We start from the raw sequence: 19,872 nt of genomic DNA, 5'->3' as shown, positions 1-19,872 counted from the left end.
TGTCAGTCACTATGCTCTGGAGAGAGTATTGCCTGCAGTGAGAAGGATCAGTACTTCCTGGAAGTCTTCGTTCTACTCATTATGATGGAGGCTTCTATGGCGACCAAGAAAAAGCAGCAGGACGTGGGGCAAGTGCTCTTTGTTGGCATTGATCTTCACCGAAAGAATTGGCATGTCACGGTCAGAACAACGGAGGTAGAACTCTTCCACGGCACGATTCCCGGTCGATGGGATGCGTTGCAGGCCCTCCTCAGTCGTTACCGCCGTGCCGTGCTGCACGTCGTCTACGAGGCGGGATATTTTGGGTACTGGCTTCACGATCGGCTGGTGGCGGTGGGCGCCACCTGTATCGTCACGCCGCCCAGCTTGATTCCTCAGGAGGCGGGCAATCGAGTGAAAACCGATCGGAAGGATAGCCGAAAACTGGCCCTGCTGTTAGCGAAGGGGCTGCTGAAGCAGGTCTGGGTACCAGACGAAGAGGGTCGGATGCACCGACAGGTCATTCGGCGGCGCCGCCAGCTCATTGGCGATCGTGTTCGCACGCAAAATCGCATTAAAGCGGAACTCCGATTCTACGGCATTGAGCTTCCTGAGCCCACAGGGCCATGGACCCGTATTTACCTACAGAACTTACAGCGTCTCCGGTTCTCTACCGCGTGGTTGCAGGACAGTTTTCAACGGCTCTTAGAGGAGTACGAATTCCTCACGGGTCAGATCGTCAAGCAGACCAAATTGCTCCGATCACTCGCAGAAACGGACCGCTATCGATCGCAGGTTCAATGGCTCCGAACCATTCCGGGCATTGGTCTCATTGCGGCGATGGAGTTGCTGTTAGAATTAGGCGACCTGCACCGATTCAGGCACGGCGATCAATTGGCGGCGTATGTTGGGCTGACGCCCTCACAGCACTCCAGTGCGGACAAGGTCCGTATGGGCCGCATTACCCGGTCCGGCAAAAATGCGCTCCGCGGGACGCTCATAGAAGCCGCGTGGCGGTTTCTCACAAAAGATCCCGGGATGCGATCCATTTATGACCGATTGAAACTACGAACAGGTGCGAAGCGCGCTGTGGTCGCTGTGGCCCGTCGTCTGCTCCTGCACGCCAGACGCGTGGTGATCCTCCGGCAGCCGTACCCTGCGTAAGTCCATGGCGCCGAGAAGCCAACTGTGGATTCAGAGGACGGAAGGAGCGTGACTTTATCTGCCTCGTCGGCAGTGACGGGGCGTCTGTCAGTATGCTCCTTCTTCTCATCGATATCCCTCGAATTGATGACCTGTGGTCGGCGTTCCGATCACGAATAGCAGATTGGGAGGGCTTCTCAGGGACCTTGACCTTTGACATAGCAGATTAAGTTCTAGCTTTCACAATTGATCGGACCGGCTCTTTTAAAACAGAGCCACTCTAGTCAGTCTCGGATATCTCCACCAAATCGTTTATTGTGAGCCTTGACTGCTGCTCAGCCACCCTAACCGAAGCTGAACTGCTTTCCGCAGGCATCACACTGCCACTGCTTCGCAATGTGTTGCGATGGATCAAATCCTATGCTGGTGTGAAGCACTTTCATGGGACGGCTACACAAGGGGCACTTTCGCTTCGAGTCTCCATTGCTGCTCACAGGTTTTGGTGTTTCTCGCGCCATCGGTCCTCCCAGAATATTCCAATCCGTCGCGTTTGCACAGCCTACGCTGTGCCCTGGGGCCGTTGCGGTTCATCAAAATTAGAGAGATACCGCCGCAGTCTTTCCTGCTCTTTCGTGTCCATGACTAGAAACGCCACGCTGAACAGGTGTTCACCACATCGCCGCACGCTCGCTGCCTCAATGATCACTGGAGCTTCGTCTGGTGAGAGCATCAGGTGCATGATCAGCGAGTCCTGAACGACAATGTCGGCCATAGATTCCATCTGGCACCCGCCGCGTGAGAGATTGCGAACAATTCCCATTCCCTTTTCCTTCCCTATAAAAGAAATAGGCAGCGTGACTTGGATGCGGCGGTTGTGTCGCTTCTCCTGCCTCGCCATCAGATCCTAAAACGGCATGGGTGAGTGCATGGGACTACCAGATACAGTGGATATACGTTTAGGCGGTGAATTAGCACCGGTGATGCTTGGAGGGAAGAAGGTTAAAGCAGAAAAGTCATCAGTCATTGGAGAAACGGTGGCGGTGCCTCGGATTGAACAGGATCCGCAGCCTGTAAGAAGTATACAGAATTGCATTTAATGAAGGCAACCGCCTAAGCAGTATCCTCACGGGCGACGAAACCCAATGAGCCGGTAAACCAAGCTACGCAACGGAGGACACTGCCATGAAGCCGAAGAGCATAGTGACAGAGATGCCAAGCGTGAGCTGGCAGAGCCGCGACACGTGGGGGCGAACGCGTGTCAAAGAATTTATCCAGCAGGTCTTAGAGGAGGAACTCACGACGTTCTTGGGACGGCAGAAATCCCAGCGGCGCGGCGCCGCCGAGGCGGGGAGCGGCTATCGCAATGGGCATGGGACCCGTGGCTGTTTGACGTTGAGCGGCGGGACAATCAAAGCGACCGAGCGTCTAGGGCAGTGGCGAACGGTTTGACAGCCGTGGTCTTACGCGGTACCCCCGTTGGTTAACGTGAGGTTCGAGACGTACCGAGTCGCTGAAATGGTCATTCATTGAGAATCTTAATGACCTCATTCCTCAGCATTCGGCTACGTAGGACAGGACAAGCCAAGCAAATGGCCATAGATACTATACATCCGCTTGCCATAGACGACCATACAGTCAACAATGTATCGACGGTCTGGAAAGAAGCCTAGGCAGGCAGCGACCAAACTTACCTTGATGTACTTTTGAACACCACATTTGCTGTAAGTTTTTGGACTGCTGTTGCTTGGCACTTGTTAGGCGTCTGCACTTACCTTTTCGACGCGAATTGCTGATGCTCGGGGAGCGTGTAGTCTATGGCTGATTCCGGTTTAGAAGAGAGATGAATAGGCTAAGCCGCGCATCGACTGAAGATCCGTGAATGGAGGCAGAAGGCGATCAACTAAGAATGGCCTCCGACAACCGGTATCTAGCGATGGTGAGTCCTGTGTGGTTGAAACGACCGTGGTTGGTGCGGCGCCTGATGAGCAACTCCATGCATTAACTGACCTTGCCTCTCGTCGTTCAAAACTTCGTGTATCAGTGCTCCTAGTCTAGAGAAGTCAATCGGTTTAGGAAGACACGCCATCAGTCCGAGCCGTCCAGTCTGCTCTTCACAGCTTTTCAGGTCCCACCCGCTCATCATGATAATCGGAACATGTGGCTGTGTGCGCCGCAGTTGTTCCACGAACTTGAGTCCATTGATGCTTGGCATCAGGACATCTACGATAAGGGCATCGTAGTTACCCGTATGAGCCAAAATCAAACCAGTGGCGGCAGAATCAGCCACATCCACTTCAACGCGCTGATCTCTGAATGCGAACCGCAAGCGATTGGACAGCGCCGTTAAGCAATCTCGGTCATCATCAACCAGCAGCAAGGAAGGCATGGTTCGGTGCTTCTCCAAGTATCATCACGATACAACAGTATCCCTCGTTTCCGCTTTGGGCTTAATTTTCACTGCACGTCCATCGTCACGGGTTTAGATGTCATGCGTCCTCGTTCATCCGTGATCTCTAGCGTGATGGTATGGTGTCCTTTCGGAAAGTGGGCGACAGTAATATGAATGCTGGCTGCACTGGTAAATGACTTTGACGCCTTCAGTCACATCGACGTCCATTATTTTCTTCTCTTCAGGGTCTCCCGGGTTCTAAACCTTGTATTGGATAGTTGTAGCAAGGTATGAGCCAAATTGCTCTTGGCTCAACCTCTCGAAAATGCAATAAGTTCTTTCACGCCGCAGCTTTGAAGCAGGACAAACCATAAATCGACGGGACATTAAGGTCAGCCTTGCCCAAAGACCATTCGGTAAGTCGCGAAAAGGATGGATCGATGAGTTGGATGATGAGGCGAATGAAGCGCCTCGTGTGGCTGAAGTCCCCCTCAGAAGGGGGGAGATAGTCACTGGAAGCATTGGTGGCGGTGCCCCCGGATTGAACGGGGGACCCGCGGCTTATGAGTTATATAAGTCGTTACTGGATAACAAGCAAGTTCCCATAAACACAAGAGATCGAGCGGACAGGAATAGCCCAAATGAGGCCACCTGTCCGCACCCTCTGCACCCCAGGCGCACCCTCAAAATGGGTCCCATCGCCCCCCATCCCCCAAAAAATCACGTTCAGCACAACACGTGGGAAGCGATCTGGTTAGCGCACCACTTTTTAGACGTTTTTAGAATTGTGCCGGAGAGTTCAGTTGAGTAGGAAAGCGTAGTGCTCTTCCCCCGAACTCACTGGTGGTTTCCAGGAGCCGGACGCAAGCCCACGCTGTGCCGGGCCAGGCAGGGGAGGTGTGTCCGACGAAGATACACCTCCCCAGAGCCCGCTTTAGAAGGAGTTTCCGGCACGGTTGTCTTGAATGCGCAAAACGTCCATCATCTCCTTGGTCAATGATGAGCCATTGCTCGCCACATGGTTCGAATGGTCCGGCGTGCTCATCGGTTGCTCTTCAAGAATGCCAAGCAAGGTGACCATCTCATCATTGACCCTTGCTTGGTCTCCGTGGCCGACGGCGGTGCGAACCCGATCAAGCTGCGCGTGATATGCCGGTGTGCCATTCTGCGCAACAATTCCGTTCCCTTCAGGTTTCTGTTCCTGCGCGTCCGCCATGATCACGCCAATTCCTATCACTGATGCGATCGTCAGAGCCACCAACGTTGCCTTCGCATGCCTTTTCATAAACACCTCCATTTATTGTGTGAGAAGTGGAAACCTCTTTTCGTGTTCCATTGCTACTCACCAGACTCAACTTGCGTGCCAATGGTCAAAAGAGAGCGCAATGCGAGCACAACCAGAAGTTTTCACCTGCATGGGGGATATCGTTTCACCCAACCGAGTTGCATTGAGCCTCTAGCAGTGGGCCGTTGTTCGGTTATAGGGGAATCGGCGCGTATCAAGAGCGATACTGTCTGTATCTTTTAGTATGACGACAGGCGATGCGAAACAACTATCGAGACGCGATAAGAAGGCCAAGGCGTCACATCGCTATTTTGAAATGCGCTCGCCTCGGCGCGTGGGAAGCGGTTCAGTTAGCAAACTAGTTTTGGACGGTTTTTAAACTTTTAGATGGTCGTTGAGCGTTAATGGTTTGAAGCATTCGATTTGGGAGGATGCTGAGTAGAGCCGTCTGCGACTGCCTCCCTTCCTTCGATGGCCGGGATAGCGTGTCATGCGCCGTCCTGGCCTTTTTTATTTCTACTACTTTTTCCGTCTCGCCATACCGAACCCCATCAACCCTGTTAACACGAGCACCAATGCGGATGGCTCGGGCAGGGTGGTTATGTTACCGGTCGATGCACCGTGAAAGAGCACGAGACTATTCCCAAACGTTGCGTCCTGTCCGATTTCAAACGCGCAGTTGACGTAGGGTGGTCCGCAAAACTGGAAGGGGTTTATGGTCAAGGTGTCCCGTACCGCGGCCTGTGTCGTACCGGGAGGGAGCACACCGACAGGTGGGCGGCACGCACTAAGGTGGCACACAAGCGCACGCCCTTGTTCGCCTGTGGGTGCTGTGGCGTCTATCGAGTGGAGGGCATCGGCGCTTATCCTCTGCGGTATAGTTATGGAAAAGGTAGAACCATTCGCGCCGCTATCCCCAAGGCCCGTCACCGTATACTCAAGTACGAGGCTCATCTGGTACGGCGGGTGCCGGGGACTCAGAAGCTCGGTCGATTGTGCGACGGTGCCCTCCCACGCAAAGCCATTCACTTGAAAGCCTGCATAGGCAGAGTATGAGGGTGGCGGGAGGGGTGTGACCTGTAGATCGGCTAGAGTGGCCTGGTGTGTGGTGACAAGACCCTCTACCGCACCGGGGAAGGCTTCACCGTATGTAAGCGTGGCTTGCCAGTTCGAGAAGGTTAGGCTACCAGTTGTCAGCGTCCCACCGTCCACTAGATCGGACAGCGGTATGGCATGGGCGGGGTGCGTGGTTATGAGCAGAACGAACACTGCCAGAAATAGGTCTACACGGATACAGGCTTGCACATAACGGGTTGCTTTGCGTGTTACACGGCTTCCGGCAAGTACGAAGCGTCGCCACCAGGTCAACGCCAACAAGCCCGTCGTGACGAGAATAATCGTTGATGGTTCAGGCACGGTGGCTGTCTCAGGGGCCAGTACCATGGAAGTAGCGGCAGCGGTGAAGCGCGTTTCGATCACCATGTTACTGAAGCCGAATATACATCCACCTCCTGGTGGCTGTCCTGGGGGTGTGGCCGGGCCAAGGCTGCATCCGTTGTAGATGTTAAAGTAGGCGTTGGCCGTTACCTCGACAGACTGCCTACTGAGGGCGGCGTGCGTATGAGTGCAGCCCACATGTGGTTCCGTGGCGCAAACAAGGTTCACCCCGTCGATCAAAGCACGACCAGCTGTGAAGTTTACATTATCCGCCATTGTCGGCAGGATGTCCGCAGCTACTAACTGCATCCCATCCGGTACGCTTACCCTGTACGAGTAATTAAGGAACCCTTCAGTCACGGGATTTGAATTGCTCCCTCTAACGGTAAGGCCAGTCAGCGTCAAAGCGCCGTTGGTTGACTGCGCCTCAATATCGTTTAGCGAGCCAAAGTCAGCAAAGTAGCCAGGGCGGATGTCGGGCGGGTTCTCTTCAAGGCTCCAATGCGCGGTCCAATTCGAGTACGTGAACGTGCCGTCTGTGAAGGATGGGGTGGTGGTCAGAAAGGACATTGGAACGGCGTGTGCGGTGTGTGCGATTGCAAGCAGGACGAATAGGACGCATAAGCGTGTGCACATAAGTGCCTCCGTGTAACGAATTGTTCTACGCGCTATACGGCCAGCAAGTACGGGACCAATTTATAAGGTGGGAGAATTCTTTGTCACTGACTCTTCATGAAGTTTTCATGAAAGGAAGATGTCAAATAAACGGGCGATATAGTGAGCCTTCGGCGGCGCTATCAGTGCTCGGAGGAGGGCGAACGTTTACATCAAAAGTAGCAAGAAATGAAGTGATCCATGAGCAGGACAACTTAAGAAATCCAGCTGACACAAATTATTTACTGCTCTTATCCCGTAAAGCAGGTGAGAACCGATTGACTAGACAAAAGTCTAATGTTCAGGAAGAAACACCTTGTGCCCACGTATGTTTTAGTAGGGGTTGCGTCATGACTTCGGCGGCATTGTCAGTTCATCAAGCACTATAACGGAGCCCGGCGATGACATTAGCTATTCCCCAGTATTATGCACATCGCACCTCAAGTAGAATGGATAGCAGAACTGCATCGTTCGATGGGTATGAGCGGCATGGGGCACTGGGCGACCTACCGAAGTATTTGACCGTCCCCTTGAAGGAGATCATCTCAGGGCACCATTTCAACAAACAGGCACTGGCCTACTTGGTCGATTTTAAGAATTATAATGCTGACGCTATTTTAAAGAGAAAGTCTAGCCACAAAGGATGGCCAAAACCTCGCATAGAGTTGTCTGTCGAAATTACCACTCACGGGAATCTATCAGCGAAATGGTGTCCACGAGAATATGAGGCAAAAGACGGCCCTGTAACCGACTGGCGGGTTTTTGACGCGGTGCCGTATGGATGGGAACGACCAGTAAACGAGTTAATGTTCGTTCATGAAGTTGGTTCCGTGACTAATAAGAGCATCCAGCCAGAGCATGAGCCGGTACGGCACTATGTAAGCTATGCCGTTATAGCAGCGTATAGGGAATTGAAGGAACTGCTTGGGGCCGCTTTTGAAGTCGAGATTTCGCGAGACTTAGAAACTAGTAATGACGAGGGTGGCCACATGCGGTGGTACGACTTCAGCGTAGATGACCGCAAACAGACAGAGCTCGTGAGTGGATAGAAAACTTCACACACCGGTTCGGCACGCCGACTCATGCTCGCCGTCAGGCCGTGGGCGGCGAGCCTGTTGACTTCGAAGCGATGGCAATGAGTCCTTAACCCCATGTCCATGAAATCGGGGGAAGATCAGGGATAGCCTAATGATTTGAGGGCCATTGTCATGCGATTGGAATACACCACGGCTTTGCAGGAAGATGCCGCAGCTTTGAAGCAGGACAAACCATAAATCAGCGGTACATTAAGGTCAGCCTTGCCGAAAGACCATTCGGTAAGCCGCGAAAAAGGATGGATTGATGAGTCGGATGATGAGGCCAATGAACCGCCACATGTGCTGAAGCCCCTAGAAGGGGGAGTCAGACACTGGAAGTATTGGTGGCGGTGCCCCGGATTGAACGGGGGACCCGCGGCTTATGAGTCCGCTGCTCTACCAACTGAGCTACACCGCCACACTGCGACTCTTGCAGAGACATTCTTATACCATTCTGAAAAGCGTCGCGTAAAGATCATCCATGCATATTGCATCATGCTGATCATCACACTGACGGCTGCCCCATGCTCATCGATCCACCGAGCATGGACATGATGGAGAGCGACGTCTCTATAAAGGAGAGCAGCTGTCATAGGAAACAAGATCCCGCATCGCATACCCCGTATTAGGCGGACACAAACATCTGCAATGCCGAGACGCATGAAACCTGATCATTCTGTAAATTCGAAGCTCTAAGCAGGCAACTAAAATAGTTTCGAATGCAAACGGATTAATTATTCCTGAAGGAAAAAGGATGTCCTTTGATGTCTTCCTTTTCCTAGTTGAAATTTCGTTATGAAAGGATAAGCTTCTTGCCAATGTCTGGGGGATGATCAGCTGAACGTTCCACAGGATTGAGCGCTCGCCGCTGATTATCTGGTTCACGAGAAATAGCTACGCTTGGAACGCTTGCAGCCCTCATCATAAGAGTGACCATCTTTCACATGGATGGGATTCATATGGACAACGACTCATGCACTCTAGGCCATATTCAGGAGCTACAAGCACCCGTTGTATGAGCAAGGCGAGAAAGGGCATGGATCCTGGAGATGAGGCACGAGAGGTAAAACTGGGTCAATGCTGGGACGTCGTGGGTCTCGGATGCGCCGGGGCGGTCAGAACCCCTTGAGACCCCCGTGCAGGCCTACCCGAAGTGGTCGAGAAGTATGAGCAATAAGAGGGTTATTCTGCAGTGCGTACTGCGGTCTTCTCCTAAAGACACTTCGATTCGAATCGGAAACTGTTCGATACGCATGAAAGCCTGCATGTTCCGATAGGGGCAGCAGCACCGGCTGGATATGCCGATTCAGCTTTGGAGCCGTAGGGCGCTCCATCCTAGCCACGACATTACATGTCCAGCCGCATGTCGGGATGCACGGATGAGTGGCAAACGTCTTTTCTTTGGATTAGGGGTGACGATCATAGCGGCGGTCGTCGCTATCGTCTTATTTGTGCTGCTTGGGGTGACGATTTTCGAAGATGAGTTGCGCAGCTATATTGAAGGGGAGTTGAATGATCGGCTGGGGCATTACGAGGTGGACATCGGGACATTGGCCATCCGGCCTATCGCACTAGCAGTCGATATGGCTGACGTTATCGTGCGTCTGAAAGATTATCCAGATCGTCCCGTGGTTGCCATACCACGGGCCGAAGCAAAACTCAGTGGCTGGGGACTGCTGAAAGGGACATTTAGCGGTTCACTTGCCATCGACCATCCTGCCATTCGTGTGACACGGTCACAAATTCGTCGAGTCATCGAGGGCGTTCAAGACAAAGTTCCAAGTGCGGAAGAGCAGGAGATGTGGCAAGACAAGGTCCTGGCCATGTTTCCTATGATCCTGTCGCTAGCGCTCCGGGATGCAGAGGTGACCTACGTTGAGCGTAAAGGAAAGGTGCCGTTGCATCTCACCCATCTGAACCTCTCTGCAGGGCCAATTCGAAATATGAGATCAGAACAGGCGCAATATCCGACGCCTGTGAAGATGGACGCTGAAGTCAATGAGGATGGACAGGTTACCGTCCAGGGCCATGTCGATCTGTTTGCGAAGCCGCATCTTGCCGGGAAGGTCGAGCTATCTCTCCAAAACGCTGATCTTGGCCGGTTGCTCCCTGTAACGAGCCGGTATCATGGGCGATTGTATCAAGGTCGTTTGACAACGGAGGGGACAGTAGAATACGCCCCATGGGCCAAGGTGTTTGAGTTACGTGACCTGAGATTAGAGAAAGCCTTTATCAACTACATCTATGAGCGGCCCGCGCCGAAGCCCGAGAAACAGATCGCCAAGAAAAGTGCCGAAAAGGCAGTCGAGGTTGCACGTAAACCGGAAACTATCATCCGGATTGAGCACGTGACCGTGGTCGACAGTGAGTTTGGAATTGTCCATGCCGGCGTCGATCCGCCATACCGCGTCTTCTTCAACCGGCTTTCGATGGAGATAAACGACTTCAGCAATCGGCTGAAGGACAAACCCGCTGAAGTGACGATGAAGGGGGCATTCATGGGCACCGGCACTCTTGAAGCGCGTGGGATGTTTCGCCCAGAAACGACTGTTCCGGATTTCGATCTGAGTGTTCGGCTAACAGACGTTCAGGCCAAGATGCTCAATGATGTGTTACGTGCCCATGGCAACATCGATGTGGTCGATGGCGAGTTGTCGGTCTATGCACAGTTCAAGGTCCAAAACGGCGGCATTCGTGGCTATGTGAAGCCGTTAATCCGCCGGCTCAATGTATATGACACCGATCAAGAGCGGGGGAAGAGCGTGTTTCACAAGTTGTACGAGGGTACGCTTGATGCGGCGACATCGGTTCTGGAAAACCGGCGAGACGAGGCGGGTACGATCGTCGAGGTGAGCGGCGAGGTGCGTCAGGCGAACGTCGACACCTGGCAAGCTGCGTCGAATTTGATCAAGAATGCGTTTTTTCAAGTGGTCTTGCCGCGATTCGAGCGGCCGGTACGTCCGGGAGGCAACACGGCTGTCCTTGGCGTCGACTAGTCCTCCTCTATTCAATCTGAAATTCAAAACACATGCTCTTGTCTGAAACGAACGTTACGTGAAAGACAGAAACATCTTGGCTCGGTACTGAACAGGTGTAGTGTGCTTCACCCGTCCGAATCACCCTCCTTGTTGTTTGCCCCTATCGTACGATTCCGCGTGATGCGAACTTCTCCTGAGGATTACAAGCGGCCCTGCAATGGCAAAGAAGGACCGAATGCCATCCATACGTTTGCGCGATCGCTAGCCTGGAGCGTGACAGAAAACCGTCCTTCTCGTGCAACCTTTAACCTGTCCCTGATGAGGAAGACTACGCCGGTCGAGGCTATCCCATTACGGTACACCTGCCGCTTCAATCACTGCTTCCTAAACTTGGTACGAGACCAAGCACGGTTCTGCACTATCCCTTTGCGGAATTCACATACAGGGCAGATTGTTCTAGTTGAGATGGATGCGTCCTTCAGTCGTTCGTGCTCTACACCGGCGAGGCGATTCAGGAAGCTCCGCCGCGAGCGCTAGCCACCGTTGTGTTGAATAGCGGCGGAAACGCCTGACAGGATCGTCAACGTCATCTTACTCATCGCGTCACAGCCATGTTGTCGGCATCGCATCGCATGACCGGCGGGACACGATTCGCGAATCCGCACTCGTGAAAGCCCTGCTTGTTGAGATCCCGTGGCGTCTCATTAAGCTGCATTGCTGCTGCTATGTCAGCATGATTCTGCCGCCTTCCGCTCACTATTCCACCGGACGGACTGTTACCCTTTTGAGTCAGCCGGGTGCATATGTAAGCTTTTATCAGTGGCGCTGCCGCGGTTTTTACCGACGGCAACGATTGGCGGTTGTTTAGTATGCTAGGTGGCAGTTATTGCAAGCAACATCAGGACTGCTGTTCGACTCAGCAAGTAACCGTCACTATTCATTGAGCGGATCGTTGACCCTTCCGGCTCGGGGAGATGTCAGGGGACAGAAGAGAGGCGAAGATTGTGTAACAAAAGTACGCCACAGCTCGCCGAATGCATGCGAAGGCAGGACGAGCAACCCTTCGGGGACAATTCAAAAGGAAGGAGTACTCTATGGCGACTCTGATGCAAAAACTGATCGATCCATTGACGATGCTGAGAGCGGATCATGCGTATGTGAAGCAGGCTTTTTCTAGATGTCTGGCCACGGACTCTTTGACCGCGCGCCGTCTGCTGGTTCAGGAAATTTGCGACAATCTCATGATCCATGCCACGTTGGAAGAAGAATTGTTTTACCCTGCGCTGGAACAATTCGGAGGACAAGAGGGTCGTCAATTCGTGGAGCAGGCCACTCGCGAGCATCAAGAGATCAAAAATCGGATGAATGAGGTCATGCAGACGGATGTGCAGGGTTCAGATTTTGGCATGCAACTGAGGACGCTGGAAGAACGAGTACTCGCACACGCTGAGCGGGAAGAAGCGCTTTTTCCGATGGCGGAAGATCGTCTGCCGCTCCGCAGGCTAGCCAAGCAGATGGATATACGGCGTGTACAACTCATGGCAAGTGTGCGGCCGCCATCAGCGCTTGGTCTCATGGCACTTGTCCTTATCGGATTGGGAGCCTTGCTATTTGTTACGTTTCGCAGACAAGAACGGTAGCATCGTCACCTCGTGAACGAAATGCATCGCCTATTGATGAAGGGACGAAGAAATGGGGAACCGTGGAAGAGCGCGGAAACTACCCGAGGGGGATGAGGCGGTCCTGGATGGCCGCTTTTAAGAGTTGAGCGGTATTGCTGACACGGACTTTTTTCATCATGGTCGCGCGATGTGCTTCGACGGTTTTCACGCTGATCTTGAGACGGACCGCAATCTCACGGTTCTTCAGCCCCGACCAAATGAGGCCTAATATTTGTTGCTCGCGGGGCGTGAGGTCTTCCGGGCGGCGGCGTGATGCAGTGCGTCCCCCTGCTGTGTCTTGGCGTCGCATAGTTGCTTGTACAATTCTGTGCCGCTTGGGAGTATCAGTAAAAAGAGCATTATGGTGTGAGGTAGGGTCAGTCAGAGCCACCGGAGGTGTACTTACGGGAAATGCCCGGTTCTATGGTAAAGTCTCTTCGAACCTGTGCCGATAAGGATCTGTGACCGATTCAGTCCAGTGCAGCGCCTCGCGTTCACACGACCTCAGAACACCCGATTGCACAGGTCTCCTATGAAGACAATTATGCTCGTTGATGATGACCCGGTAATGGGCGAACGCCTGCGCCGTCTCCTAAAGCCGTTGGAGGGGGACTGGAAAATGGTCAGTGTCGACAGCGGCCAGGCTGCACTCGACACATTAGCCGCGGAACGGTGTGACGTCATTATGACTGACATGCGGATGCCGGGGAAGACCGGAGCCCAGCTATTAGAGGAAGTTCGAACCGGATATCCGCATATGGTACGCGTCCTGCTGATGGACCAATCCGATCAGGAAGGCATGTTGCGGTCAGCGGGTCTGGCGCATCAGTGTCTCCCGAAGTCCAGTCCCCTGGAAGTTTTCGAGTCGACGGTGACGCGTGCCTGTGCGATTCAAGGGTTGCTGACGAACGGCACACTCCTGAAGTTGGTTAGGGGGATGCAGACACTGCCCAGTCTGCCCACGCTGTACCGCGAAGTCATGCAGGAGTTGCAGTCGCCGGATGCTTCGATCGACAAAATCGGACAAGTTATCTCAAAAGATCTGGGCATGCTCACGAAGCTGCTCCAGGTTGTGAATTCGCCGTTTTACGGACTGCCAAGGCGTATCTCCAGCGCGACGCAAGCGGTGGCCTTATTGGGTCTGGACGCAATCAAGTCCCTTGTGCTGTCGATGAAGGTCTTTTCGCAGTTTGAATCCTCAACCCAGACCTTTTTTTCGCTTGATGTTCTCTGGAACCACGGGATGACCACCGGCCGCTATGCGCGCACGGTCGCCAAAGATCAAGGGACAGACACCCGCGTGATGGAGGATGCCTTTACAGCTGGTCTGCTGCATGATGTTGGATTGCTGGTGTTAGCCACCAACGTGCCGGATCAATATACCGAGACGTTGGCCCTGATGCAGAATCAGGGCATGGCTGAGTGGGAGGCTGAACGCCAAGTCCTCGGCGCGACGCATGCAGAGGTTGGAGGATACTTGCTGGGAACCTGGGGCCTGAGTGATACAATTGTGGAGGCCGTGGCATTCCACCACGATCCCACGCACTCGTCGGGGCATACATTGAGTCCGTTAACGGCCGTGCACATCGCGAATGTTCTTGAAGAGCAAGAACAGGCAGCAGGCATGGATGGGTCACCGATTGTCGCGGATCAGGCATATCTCCGTGCGTGCGGACTCAGTCCGGACATATCGACATGGGAGATGCTTTGCCGGGGAGCATCCAACCGCCCCGGAGAACGGTGAACGGCCCCTTTCGGTATAGCGGCCCCTTGGTCGCCTGTCTGATGGCGTTCAATCCCGGCTGCAGCCATCCCTCCAGCGTTCCTGTCTCTGTACCAGCGAATCGACCGGTGGTTGCCGACCATTCGCACGTGCCACTTCCCACGCCGACCGTCCTGTCAATTTTTTCCTTTGAAGATCGAACTCAGATGGCTGAACTGGCGTGGCTACGCACCGGGCTGGTTGACATGCTGATCGCCGAATTGGCCAATAATCCCTCACTGATTATTGTGCAACGGGAACGTGTGGACGAGATTATTCGCGAGCAAGCGTTTCAATTGTCCGGTCGGGTCACGGACGAATCGACCGTAAAAATCGGTCGGCTCATCGGGGCCAACGTATTCGTCACCGGACGCATGATTGTGGCGGACGGCGTCCTTCGCCTGGACGCACAATTAGTCGGTGTGGAACAAGGGACTGTGCTGGGCGCCGTTGCAGCTGAAGGCCGTCTTCACGAAGTGTCGACGGTGGCCCGACTGCTCGTAGAGAGGCTTGGCGCACTCTTTCCAACGGCGGCGAATGTGTCGGCAGTCTCGGCGGCTGGAATGGACATGCTGCAGACGGCAAAAGCCAACCATGATGGTGAGCAGTTATCGAGGGAGGGGAGACTTTTCGAAGCCCTAGCCGAATACGAGCGGGCGCTGGCCTTGAATCCGAATAATGCCGTCGCACAGAGCCGTCTTACCCAAACGCTGCAGCATCTCCCGGTTGATTCCTGGGTGAAGGCCGGCCATACCGACCCGGATCAGCACGGCCTGAGTCGTATTATGGAAAGATTGGTTCTTGGGCTTGAAACAGAGATTGGTCCGCCTTCGGTCGATGCTGTGGGTGCAGCCCGAAGCGGCTTGCGGATGCCTGTCCGGATTCGACTATCGCCCGTCATAGTTGATGAAGTTCTAGAGGCGTTCAAGGAGATCGGCGGCGTGTCGGTACGTGAGTCGGAACAGGACGACACCAGGATAGTCCGGTTTGATGACCATCCTGAATGGATGGAGAGGCTCGCTCGAGATAAGAGTCTGGCTCGGCGCGTCTGTGTGCGACTGCTGTCCGCAGAGGGCCTTACCATCGCCGTCTATTCGGATTTTCGGGCCTGGGCCCTGTCCAACTGGATCGCTGTAGATGGTTCTACCCTGCGGATTCGGCGCGCCCATGTGTTACAGTCTCAAGCCCGGTTTGATGAGTTGACGCCGGAACAGGGGACCACCATTACGTCTGTACGGGTCACAATCGATCGTGTGCCGCAAGAGCGAGCCACGGTCCGACTCGACGTGCAAATCGTGAACGACCAGCCGAACGCCAAAGAGACGGTGGCGCTGCCGCCTGAGAGCCGGTCCGAACGGTACAAGCGTGTCACGGAGCAGGAGGCGTCGATGTTGGATGGGGTGTTGCCGTTGCGAGCGCTCATGGAAGCGGCGTGGTTTCCCCCAGTGACAGCGCGACCCTGGAGCCGGGGATATAGGCCGGGTAATGACCGGACCGTCGTCATTACCTTGACACTTGATCCGGCAAAACTGCGAGTTCGCGAAGAGCCACGACTTGTGCTCGCGTCCGGAGACCTGACCTTTGACCAGACTGCACTTGCGGCCGTTCGTACCGGGTTGCAACAGTGGCTTGCCTTGCGAGGATCTGAATCGCCGTCACCGACTGCAGCCGTGCCGAGCCGAGGGGCCGATCCGAGTGGTCTGCCGGTGGCAGGATTGAAAGTGCGTGTCCAATTCCAATTACACCAGGATGTGCCGGCCCTGAATCTTGTCGGTCCCCGCGCTCTTGCCCATCCCCTCATGCCGTTACGTTCTAGTCCCGGCCTGCCATAGTCCACTGACTGCTTCTGCACTGAACCGTGTGCACGCAGCAATGCTTTGTCCTCACAGGCGTACGGTTACGGACCCGAACGAATCTGATGCGGTCGCCATACACTTTTCCTTTCTATTGAGATACAATCGGGCCGCTCCCGACTTCTCAAGCCGTCTACCGAGAGGTTGACCGTCTATGATCATGTTTCGTCTGCCATTGATCGTCCGGCCGCTCTCTGAATCATGACGTTGACGCGGCCCCGCATCAGCACCTTCCACATCAAGTTCGTCTCAAAGAGCATCCGTTGGGTCGCCGTGCATATTGGCGGGTGTTCCTTCAAGCGAGGGACATGGATCTTTGAGGCCATTACAGCAACAGCATTCTGGCCTCCTGGTATGGGTGAAACCGAATACCGCTCTGTGGATTATGCGGTACGGCGGGGCGCTGTGGTTGCGCAAGAGGAAGGCCTCCCTTTGATCGGTGCTTTTCCAAAGGGGCCGAGGGATGCCTAAACCGAACCCCGACCGTATCCGACTGATGATTGTGGACGACCACAAGGTCGTTCGTCTCGGCTTAATGACAATGTTTAGCCGACAGCCCGGCGTGCAGATTGTCGGCGAGGTCGGGACTATGGCGGAGGCCATTATGCACGCGCGGCAGTTGAAGCCTGATGTCGTGCTGATGGACGTGCGTTTGCCGGACGGCAGCGGCATCGACGCGTGCCGGGAGATTCGTGCAACATGCCCGGGCACAGAGATCCTTTTCTTGACTTCGTTTGCTGACGACGATGCCGTAGTTGGGACTGTGTTAGCCGGCGCGGCGGGATTCTTGCTGAAGCAGGCGGATGAAAAGGGGCTGATCCATGCCGTCGAGACGGTCGCCAACGGACAGTCCATTATGGACCCCGCCGTCACGCACGCCCTCCTTCAACGCATGCGATCGTTTTCCGTCCGCGATCATGACAATGCGAGCGGCAGGCTGTCGCCACAAGAAGAACGTGTCATGGCTTTGGTCGTGGAAGGGAAAACAAACAAGGAAATCGGCCTTGATATGGGATTAAGTGAAAAGACCGTCAAGAACTATCTCAGCAATATTTTTGAAAAGATGCAGGTGTCGCGTCGATCCCAAGCCGCTGTCCTGTTCGAACGTCACCGAATTGCGCGTTAGCCGAATCATCCGAGCGCGAAGCGGTTGAAGCTCATGCAGCGGTCAGGAACATACACACAGCGCCGTTTATCCCCCAGGCGGTAGAGTTTAAATAGGGGTTCTAGGAGGCTGACGTGCACGTTCTTCTTCCAACTTTTGGGCAACGAGATGACGGGTTCGACCGCCAGGCAATGTATGTGCGAAGCCGCGCTCTACGAGAACCTACAACATGAGAATTCCGTTGCACGCCGTGCACCTTGACAATAATCCGCTGGATTCGGAGTTGATCGAGTCTTTGCTTGTCCGGGAGGGCATCCCGTGCCGCATTCAACGCGTGGCGACGCGGATGAGCTTCCTCAAAGCGCTGGAGCAAGAGCATGTGGACTTGATACTCAGCGATGTGTCGTTGCCGACGTTCAACGGCATGGAGGCGTTGGCGATCGTACGTAATACCTGCCCGCAGATTCCATTTATTTTTGTCACCGGGACGGTGGGGGAGGAAAGGGCGATCGAGACGTTGAAGAGTGGCGCCCGGGATTATGTCCTCAAGCAGCGTCTTTCACGCCTCGTTCCATCCGTGAGGCGGGCCTTATATGAAGCGGAAGAACGCAATAAACGAAAACGGACGGAAGACATCTTACGTGAACGCGAACAGTTGTTCCGGCTGATTATGGAGAATACGACCGATCTCATCGCGGTCTTAGACGTGACGGGGAAACGAGTGTACAACAACCGTGCGTATCAAACACTTCTGGGAACAGACGAATCGCTCAGGGGCACCGATGCTTTTCGAGAGATTCATCCAGACGACCAAGCGGCGATCCGAGCCCTCTTTTTCGAGATCGTTCGAACGGGCATCGGGAAGCGGGCTGAGTATCGTCTAGTGCTTCCTGATGGACGAGTGAGGCTCATCGAATCGCAAGGCAACGTGATTCGCGATGTGACGGGCGCCGTGGTCAATGTGGTCATGGTGTCACGCGATAGTACGGAGCGTAAGCAGTCCGAAGAAGCCCTGCGGCGAAGCGAACACTGGCTCCGGACTATCCTCGATAGTGAGCCCGCATGTGTCATGATCGTCGATCGTAGCGGACTGATCGAGGAAATCAATCCCGCCGGACTGACGATGGTCGGGGCCGAATCCGAGGCAGAGGCGATTGGTCATCCGCTTATGCCGTTCATCCATGCCGAAGAGCGAGACACGTTTTCCAACAAACACCGGGACGCGTTGACAGGCACTTCCCAGACGTTTCCATGTCGTATCGTCACCCCGCAGGGGGCGATTCGGTGGATTGAAGCGTATGTCGTACCCTTCGGTGAAGATCGGCGAGAGGCGATGTCGGTGCTGATTGTGGCAAGAGACGTCACCGAATCCAGAAAAATGGAGGCGCAGCTTCAGCAGGCACTCAAGATGGAAGCTGTGGGCCGATTGGCCGGGGGCGTAGCACATGACTTCAATAACATGCTGACCGGCATTTCGGGACACGGCGACCTTCTGCTCCGCCAATTGCCCGCGGACAGTCCCTTGCGGCGGCATGCCGAAGAAATCAAGCAGTCGTGCAAGCGTTGCGCGGCCCTCACCAGTCAATTATTGGCGTTCAGCCGCAACCAGGTCCTCCAGCCGAAAGTATTGGATATCACTCGTGCGCTCTCGGGCATGGACAACATGCTGCGTCCCTTAATCGGCGATGACGTCATTCTTCGCATGCAGATTGACCCGGCTCCGACCTATGCGCGTGTCGATCCCTCTCAACTCGAGCAGATCGTCTTGAATTTGTCGATCAATGCTCGGGACGCCATGCCGGGCGGGGGCGTGTTAACGATTCAGACGGACGTCGTCGTCTTGGACCAGTCGGCAGTCGCCCATCGCGGCATCTATCCCGGGGTGTATCTTTGCCTAAGTGTGCAGGACACCGGTACAGGAATGGACGAGCAGACGATCACCCGCATTTTCGAACCTTTCTTCACGACGAAAGAGTTAGGGAAAGGGACGGGACTCGGCCTGTCGACGGTCTATGGCATCGTACAGCAGAGTGGCGGGTGTATCGAAGTCGACAGCGTTATAGGGAAGGGGTCTACGTTTCGACTCTTTTTTCCCACAATGGATGCGTCTGGCCGCCTTCTTTCAACCTCCAATCGCACCCCCTTAACGACTCTCGTTCCTCAGACCATTCTCGTTGTTGAAGACGATCGGGTCGTGCGAGGGATTATTTACGAAGTACTCAACCTCGGAGGATATCGGGTGTTGGAAGCGACCCATGGTGAAGAGGCAATGGCATGCTGTCACCAGCACGACGGGCCGATCGATCTGTTGTTGACGGATGTCGTGATGCCTCACCTTGGTGGGCGTCAGTTAGCCGAACAACTCCGTGGACGCTATCCCAAGATGAAAGTCCTTTTTATGTCGGGGTATATTGATGATGCGAGTCTGCGTGAGGTGCTGTCCCGAGATGGGATGGCCTTTCTTGCCAAGCCGTTTACGCCCGAATCTTTAGAGCAGAAGGTCCGCGACATTTTGCTTCCCGCCAGTTGAGCCCCTTCTGACTGCATGTC

General features: G+C 54.4%; 14 protein-coding genes and 1 tRNA gene. 9 read left to right on the top strand and 6 right to left on the bottom strand.

What is annotated here, in order from left to right:
- Positions 1 to 96: 96 nt before the first annotated feature.
- Positions 97 to 1,143 (top strand): IS110 family transposase, encoded by a 1,047-nt coding sequence (locus ACWHYZ_RS15275; protein WP_447982971.1) that lies wholly within the window; start codon positions 97 to 99, stop codon positions 1,141 to 1,143.
- Between the two features lie 538 nt (positions 1,144 to 1,681).
- On the opposite strand, the gene ACWHYZ_RS15270 is transcribed toward ACWHYZ_RS15275, so the two are convergent.
- Entirely contained in the window at positions 1,682 to 2,020 is a 339-nt protein-coding gene (locus tag ACWHYZ_RS15270) for a PilZ domain-containing protein (RefSeq protein ID WP_447983538.1), read from the bottom strand.
- Between the two features lie 284 nt (positions 2,021 to 2,304).
- Here ACWHYZ_RS15270 and ACWHYZ_RS15265 point away from each other — a divergent pair, with 284 nt between their 5' ends.
- Positions 2,305 to 2,571 carry a hypothetical protein gene (locus ACWHYZ_RS15265; RefSeq protein ID WP_447983537.1) on the top strand — a complete coding sequence of 89 codons (267 nt, stop codon included), beginning with the start codon at positions 2,305 to 2,307 and terminating at the stop codon, positions 2,569 to 2,571.
- A gap of 478 nt (positions 2,572 to 3,049) precedes the next feature.
- Here ACWHYZ_RS15265 and ACWHYZ_RS15260 read toward each other — a convergent pair whose 3' ends face one another.
- The 3 genes from ACWHYZ_RS15260 to ACWHYZ_RS15250 form a co-directional block, all read right to left on the bottom strand.
- The gene (locus tag ACWHYZ_RS15260) at positions 3,050 to 3,508 is read right to left on the bottom strand and encodes a response regulator (RefSeq protein WP_447983536.1); all 459 of its coding nucleotides are present in this window, start codon (positions 3,506 to 3,508) and stop codon (positions 3,050 to 3,052) included.
- A gap of 937 nt (positions 3,509 to 4,445) precedes the next feature.
- Complete coding sequence (locus tag ACWHYZ_RS15255; protein WP_447983535.1) at positions 4,446 to 4,796, bottom strand: hypothetical protein; 351 nt, start codon at positions 4,794 to 4,796, stop codon at positions 4,446 to 4,448.
- Between the two features lie 519 nt (positions 4,797 to 5,315).
- Positions 5,316 to 6,869, bottom strand: coding sequence for a PEP-CTERM sorting domain-containing protein (locus tag ACWHYZ_RS15250; protein WP_447983534.1), 1,554 nt, complete (start codon positions 6,867 to 6,869; stop codon positions 5,316 to 5,318).
- A 419-nt stretch (positions 6,870 to 7,288) separates the two neighbouring features.
- Between ACWHYZ_RS15250 and ACWHYZ_RS15245 the strand changes: the two genes are divergently transcribed.
- A complete protein-coding gene (locus ACWHYZ_RS15245) occupies positions 7,289 to 7,936 on the top strand; it encodes a hypothetical protein (protein WP_447983533.1) in 648 nt (215 codons plus the stop codon).
- Between the two features lie 369 nt (positions 7,937 to 8,305).
- Here ACWHYZ_RS15245 and ACWHYZ_RS15240 read toward each other — a convergent pair.
- Positions 8,306 to 8,381: transfer RNA gene (locus ACWHYZ_RS15240), tRNA-Met, on the bottom strand.
- Positions 8,382 to 9,342: 961 nt separating this feature from the next.
- On the opposite strand from ACWHYZ_RS15240, the gene ACWHYZ_RS15235 reads away from it, so the two are divergent.
- Positions 9,343 to 10,959, top strand: coding sequence for a DUF748 domain-containing protein (locus ACWHYZ_RS15235; protein WP_447983532.1), 1,617 nt, complete (start codon positions 9,343 to 9,345; stop codon positions 10,957 to 10,959).
- Between the two features lie 1,076 nt (positions 10,960 to 12,035).
- A complete protein-coding gene (locus ACWHYZ_RS15230; RefSeq protein WP_447983531.1) occupies positions 12,036 to 12,581 on the top strand; it encodes a hemerythrin domain-containing protein in 546 nt (181 codons plus the stop codon).
- 79 nt (positions 12,582 to 12,660) lie between these two features.
- Here the strand turns inward: ACWHYZ_RS15230 and ACWHYZ_RS15225 are convergent, their stop codons facing one another.
- A complete protein-coding gene (locus tag ACWHYZ_RS15225; protein ID WP_447983530.1) occupies positions 12,661 to 12,912 on the bottom strand; it encodes a LuxR C-terminal-related transcriptional regulator in 252 nt (83 codons plus the stop codon).
- Between the two features lie 234 nt (positions 12,913 to 13,146).
- Here ACWHYZ_RS15225 and ACWHYZ_RS15220 point away from each other — a divergent pair, with 234 nt between their 5' ends.
- The 4 genes from ACWHYZ_RS15220 (at position 13,147) to ACWHYZ_RS15205 (ending at position 19,852) form a co-directional block, all read left to right on the top strand.
- A complete protein-coding gene (locus ACWHYZ_RS15220) occupies positions 13,147 to 14,346 on the top strand; it encodes an HDOD domain-containing protein (protein WP_447983529.1) in 1,200 nt (399 codons plus the stop codon).
- Complete coding sequence (locus ACWHYZ_RS15215; RefSeq protein ID WP_447983528.1) at positions 14,343 to 16,196, top strand: CsgG/HfaB family protein; 1,854 nt, start codon at positions 14,343 to 14,345, stop codon at positions 16,194 to 16,196. The genes ACWHYZ_RS15220 and ACWHYZ_RS15215 overlap by 4 nt, the downstream gene beginning before the upstream one ends.
- Positions 16,197 to 16,680: 484 nt before the next feature.
- Positions 16,681 to 17,343, top strand: coding sequence for a response regulator transcription factor (locus ACWHYZ_RS15210; protein ID WP_447983527.1), 663 nt, complete (start codon positions 16,681 to 16,683; stop codon positions 17,341 to 17,343).
- A 208-nt stretch (positions 17,344 to 17,551) separates the two neighbouring features.
- Positions 17,552 to 19,852, top strand: a complete 2,301-nt coding sequence (locus tag ACWHYZ_RS15205) for a response regulator (RefSeq protein ID WP_447983526.1) — start codon at positions 17,552 to 17,554, stop codon at positions 19,850 to 19,852.
- Positions 19,853 to 19,872: the final 20 nt, after the last annotated feature.

This window comes from Nitrospira sp. Nam74 (assembly GCF_965152615.1).
This window is presented reverse-complemented; position numbering and strand designations above follow the sequence as displayed.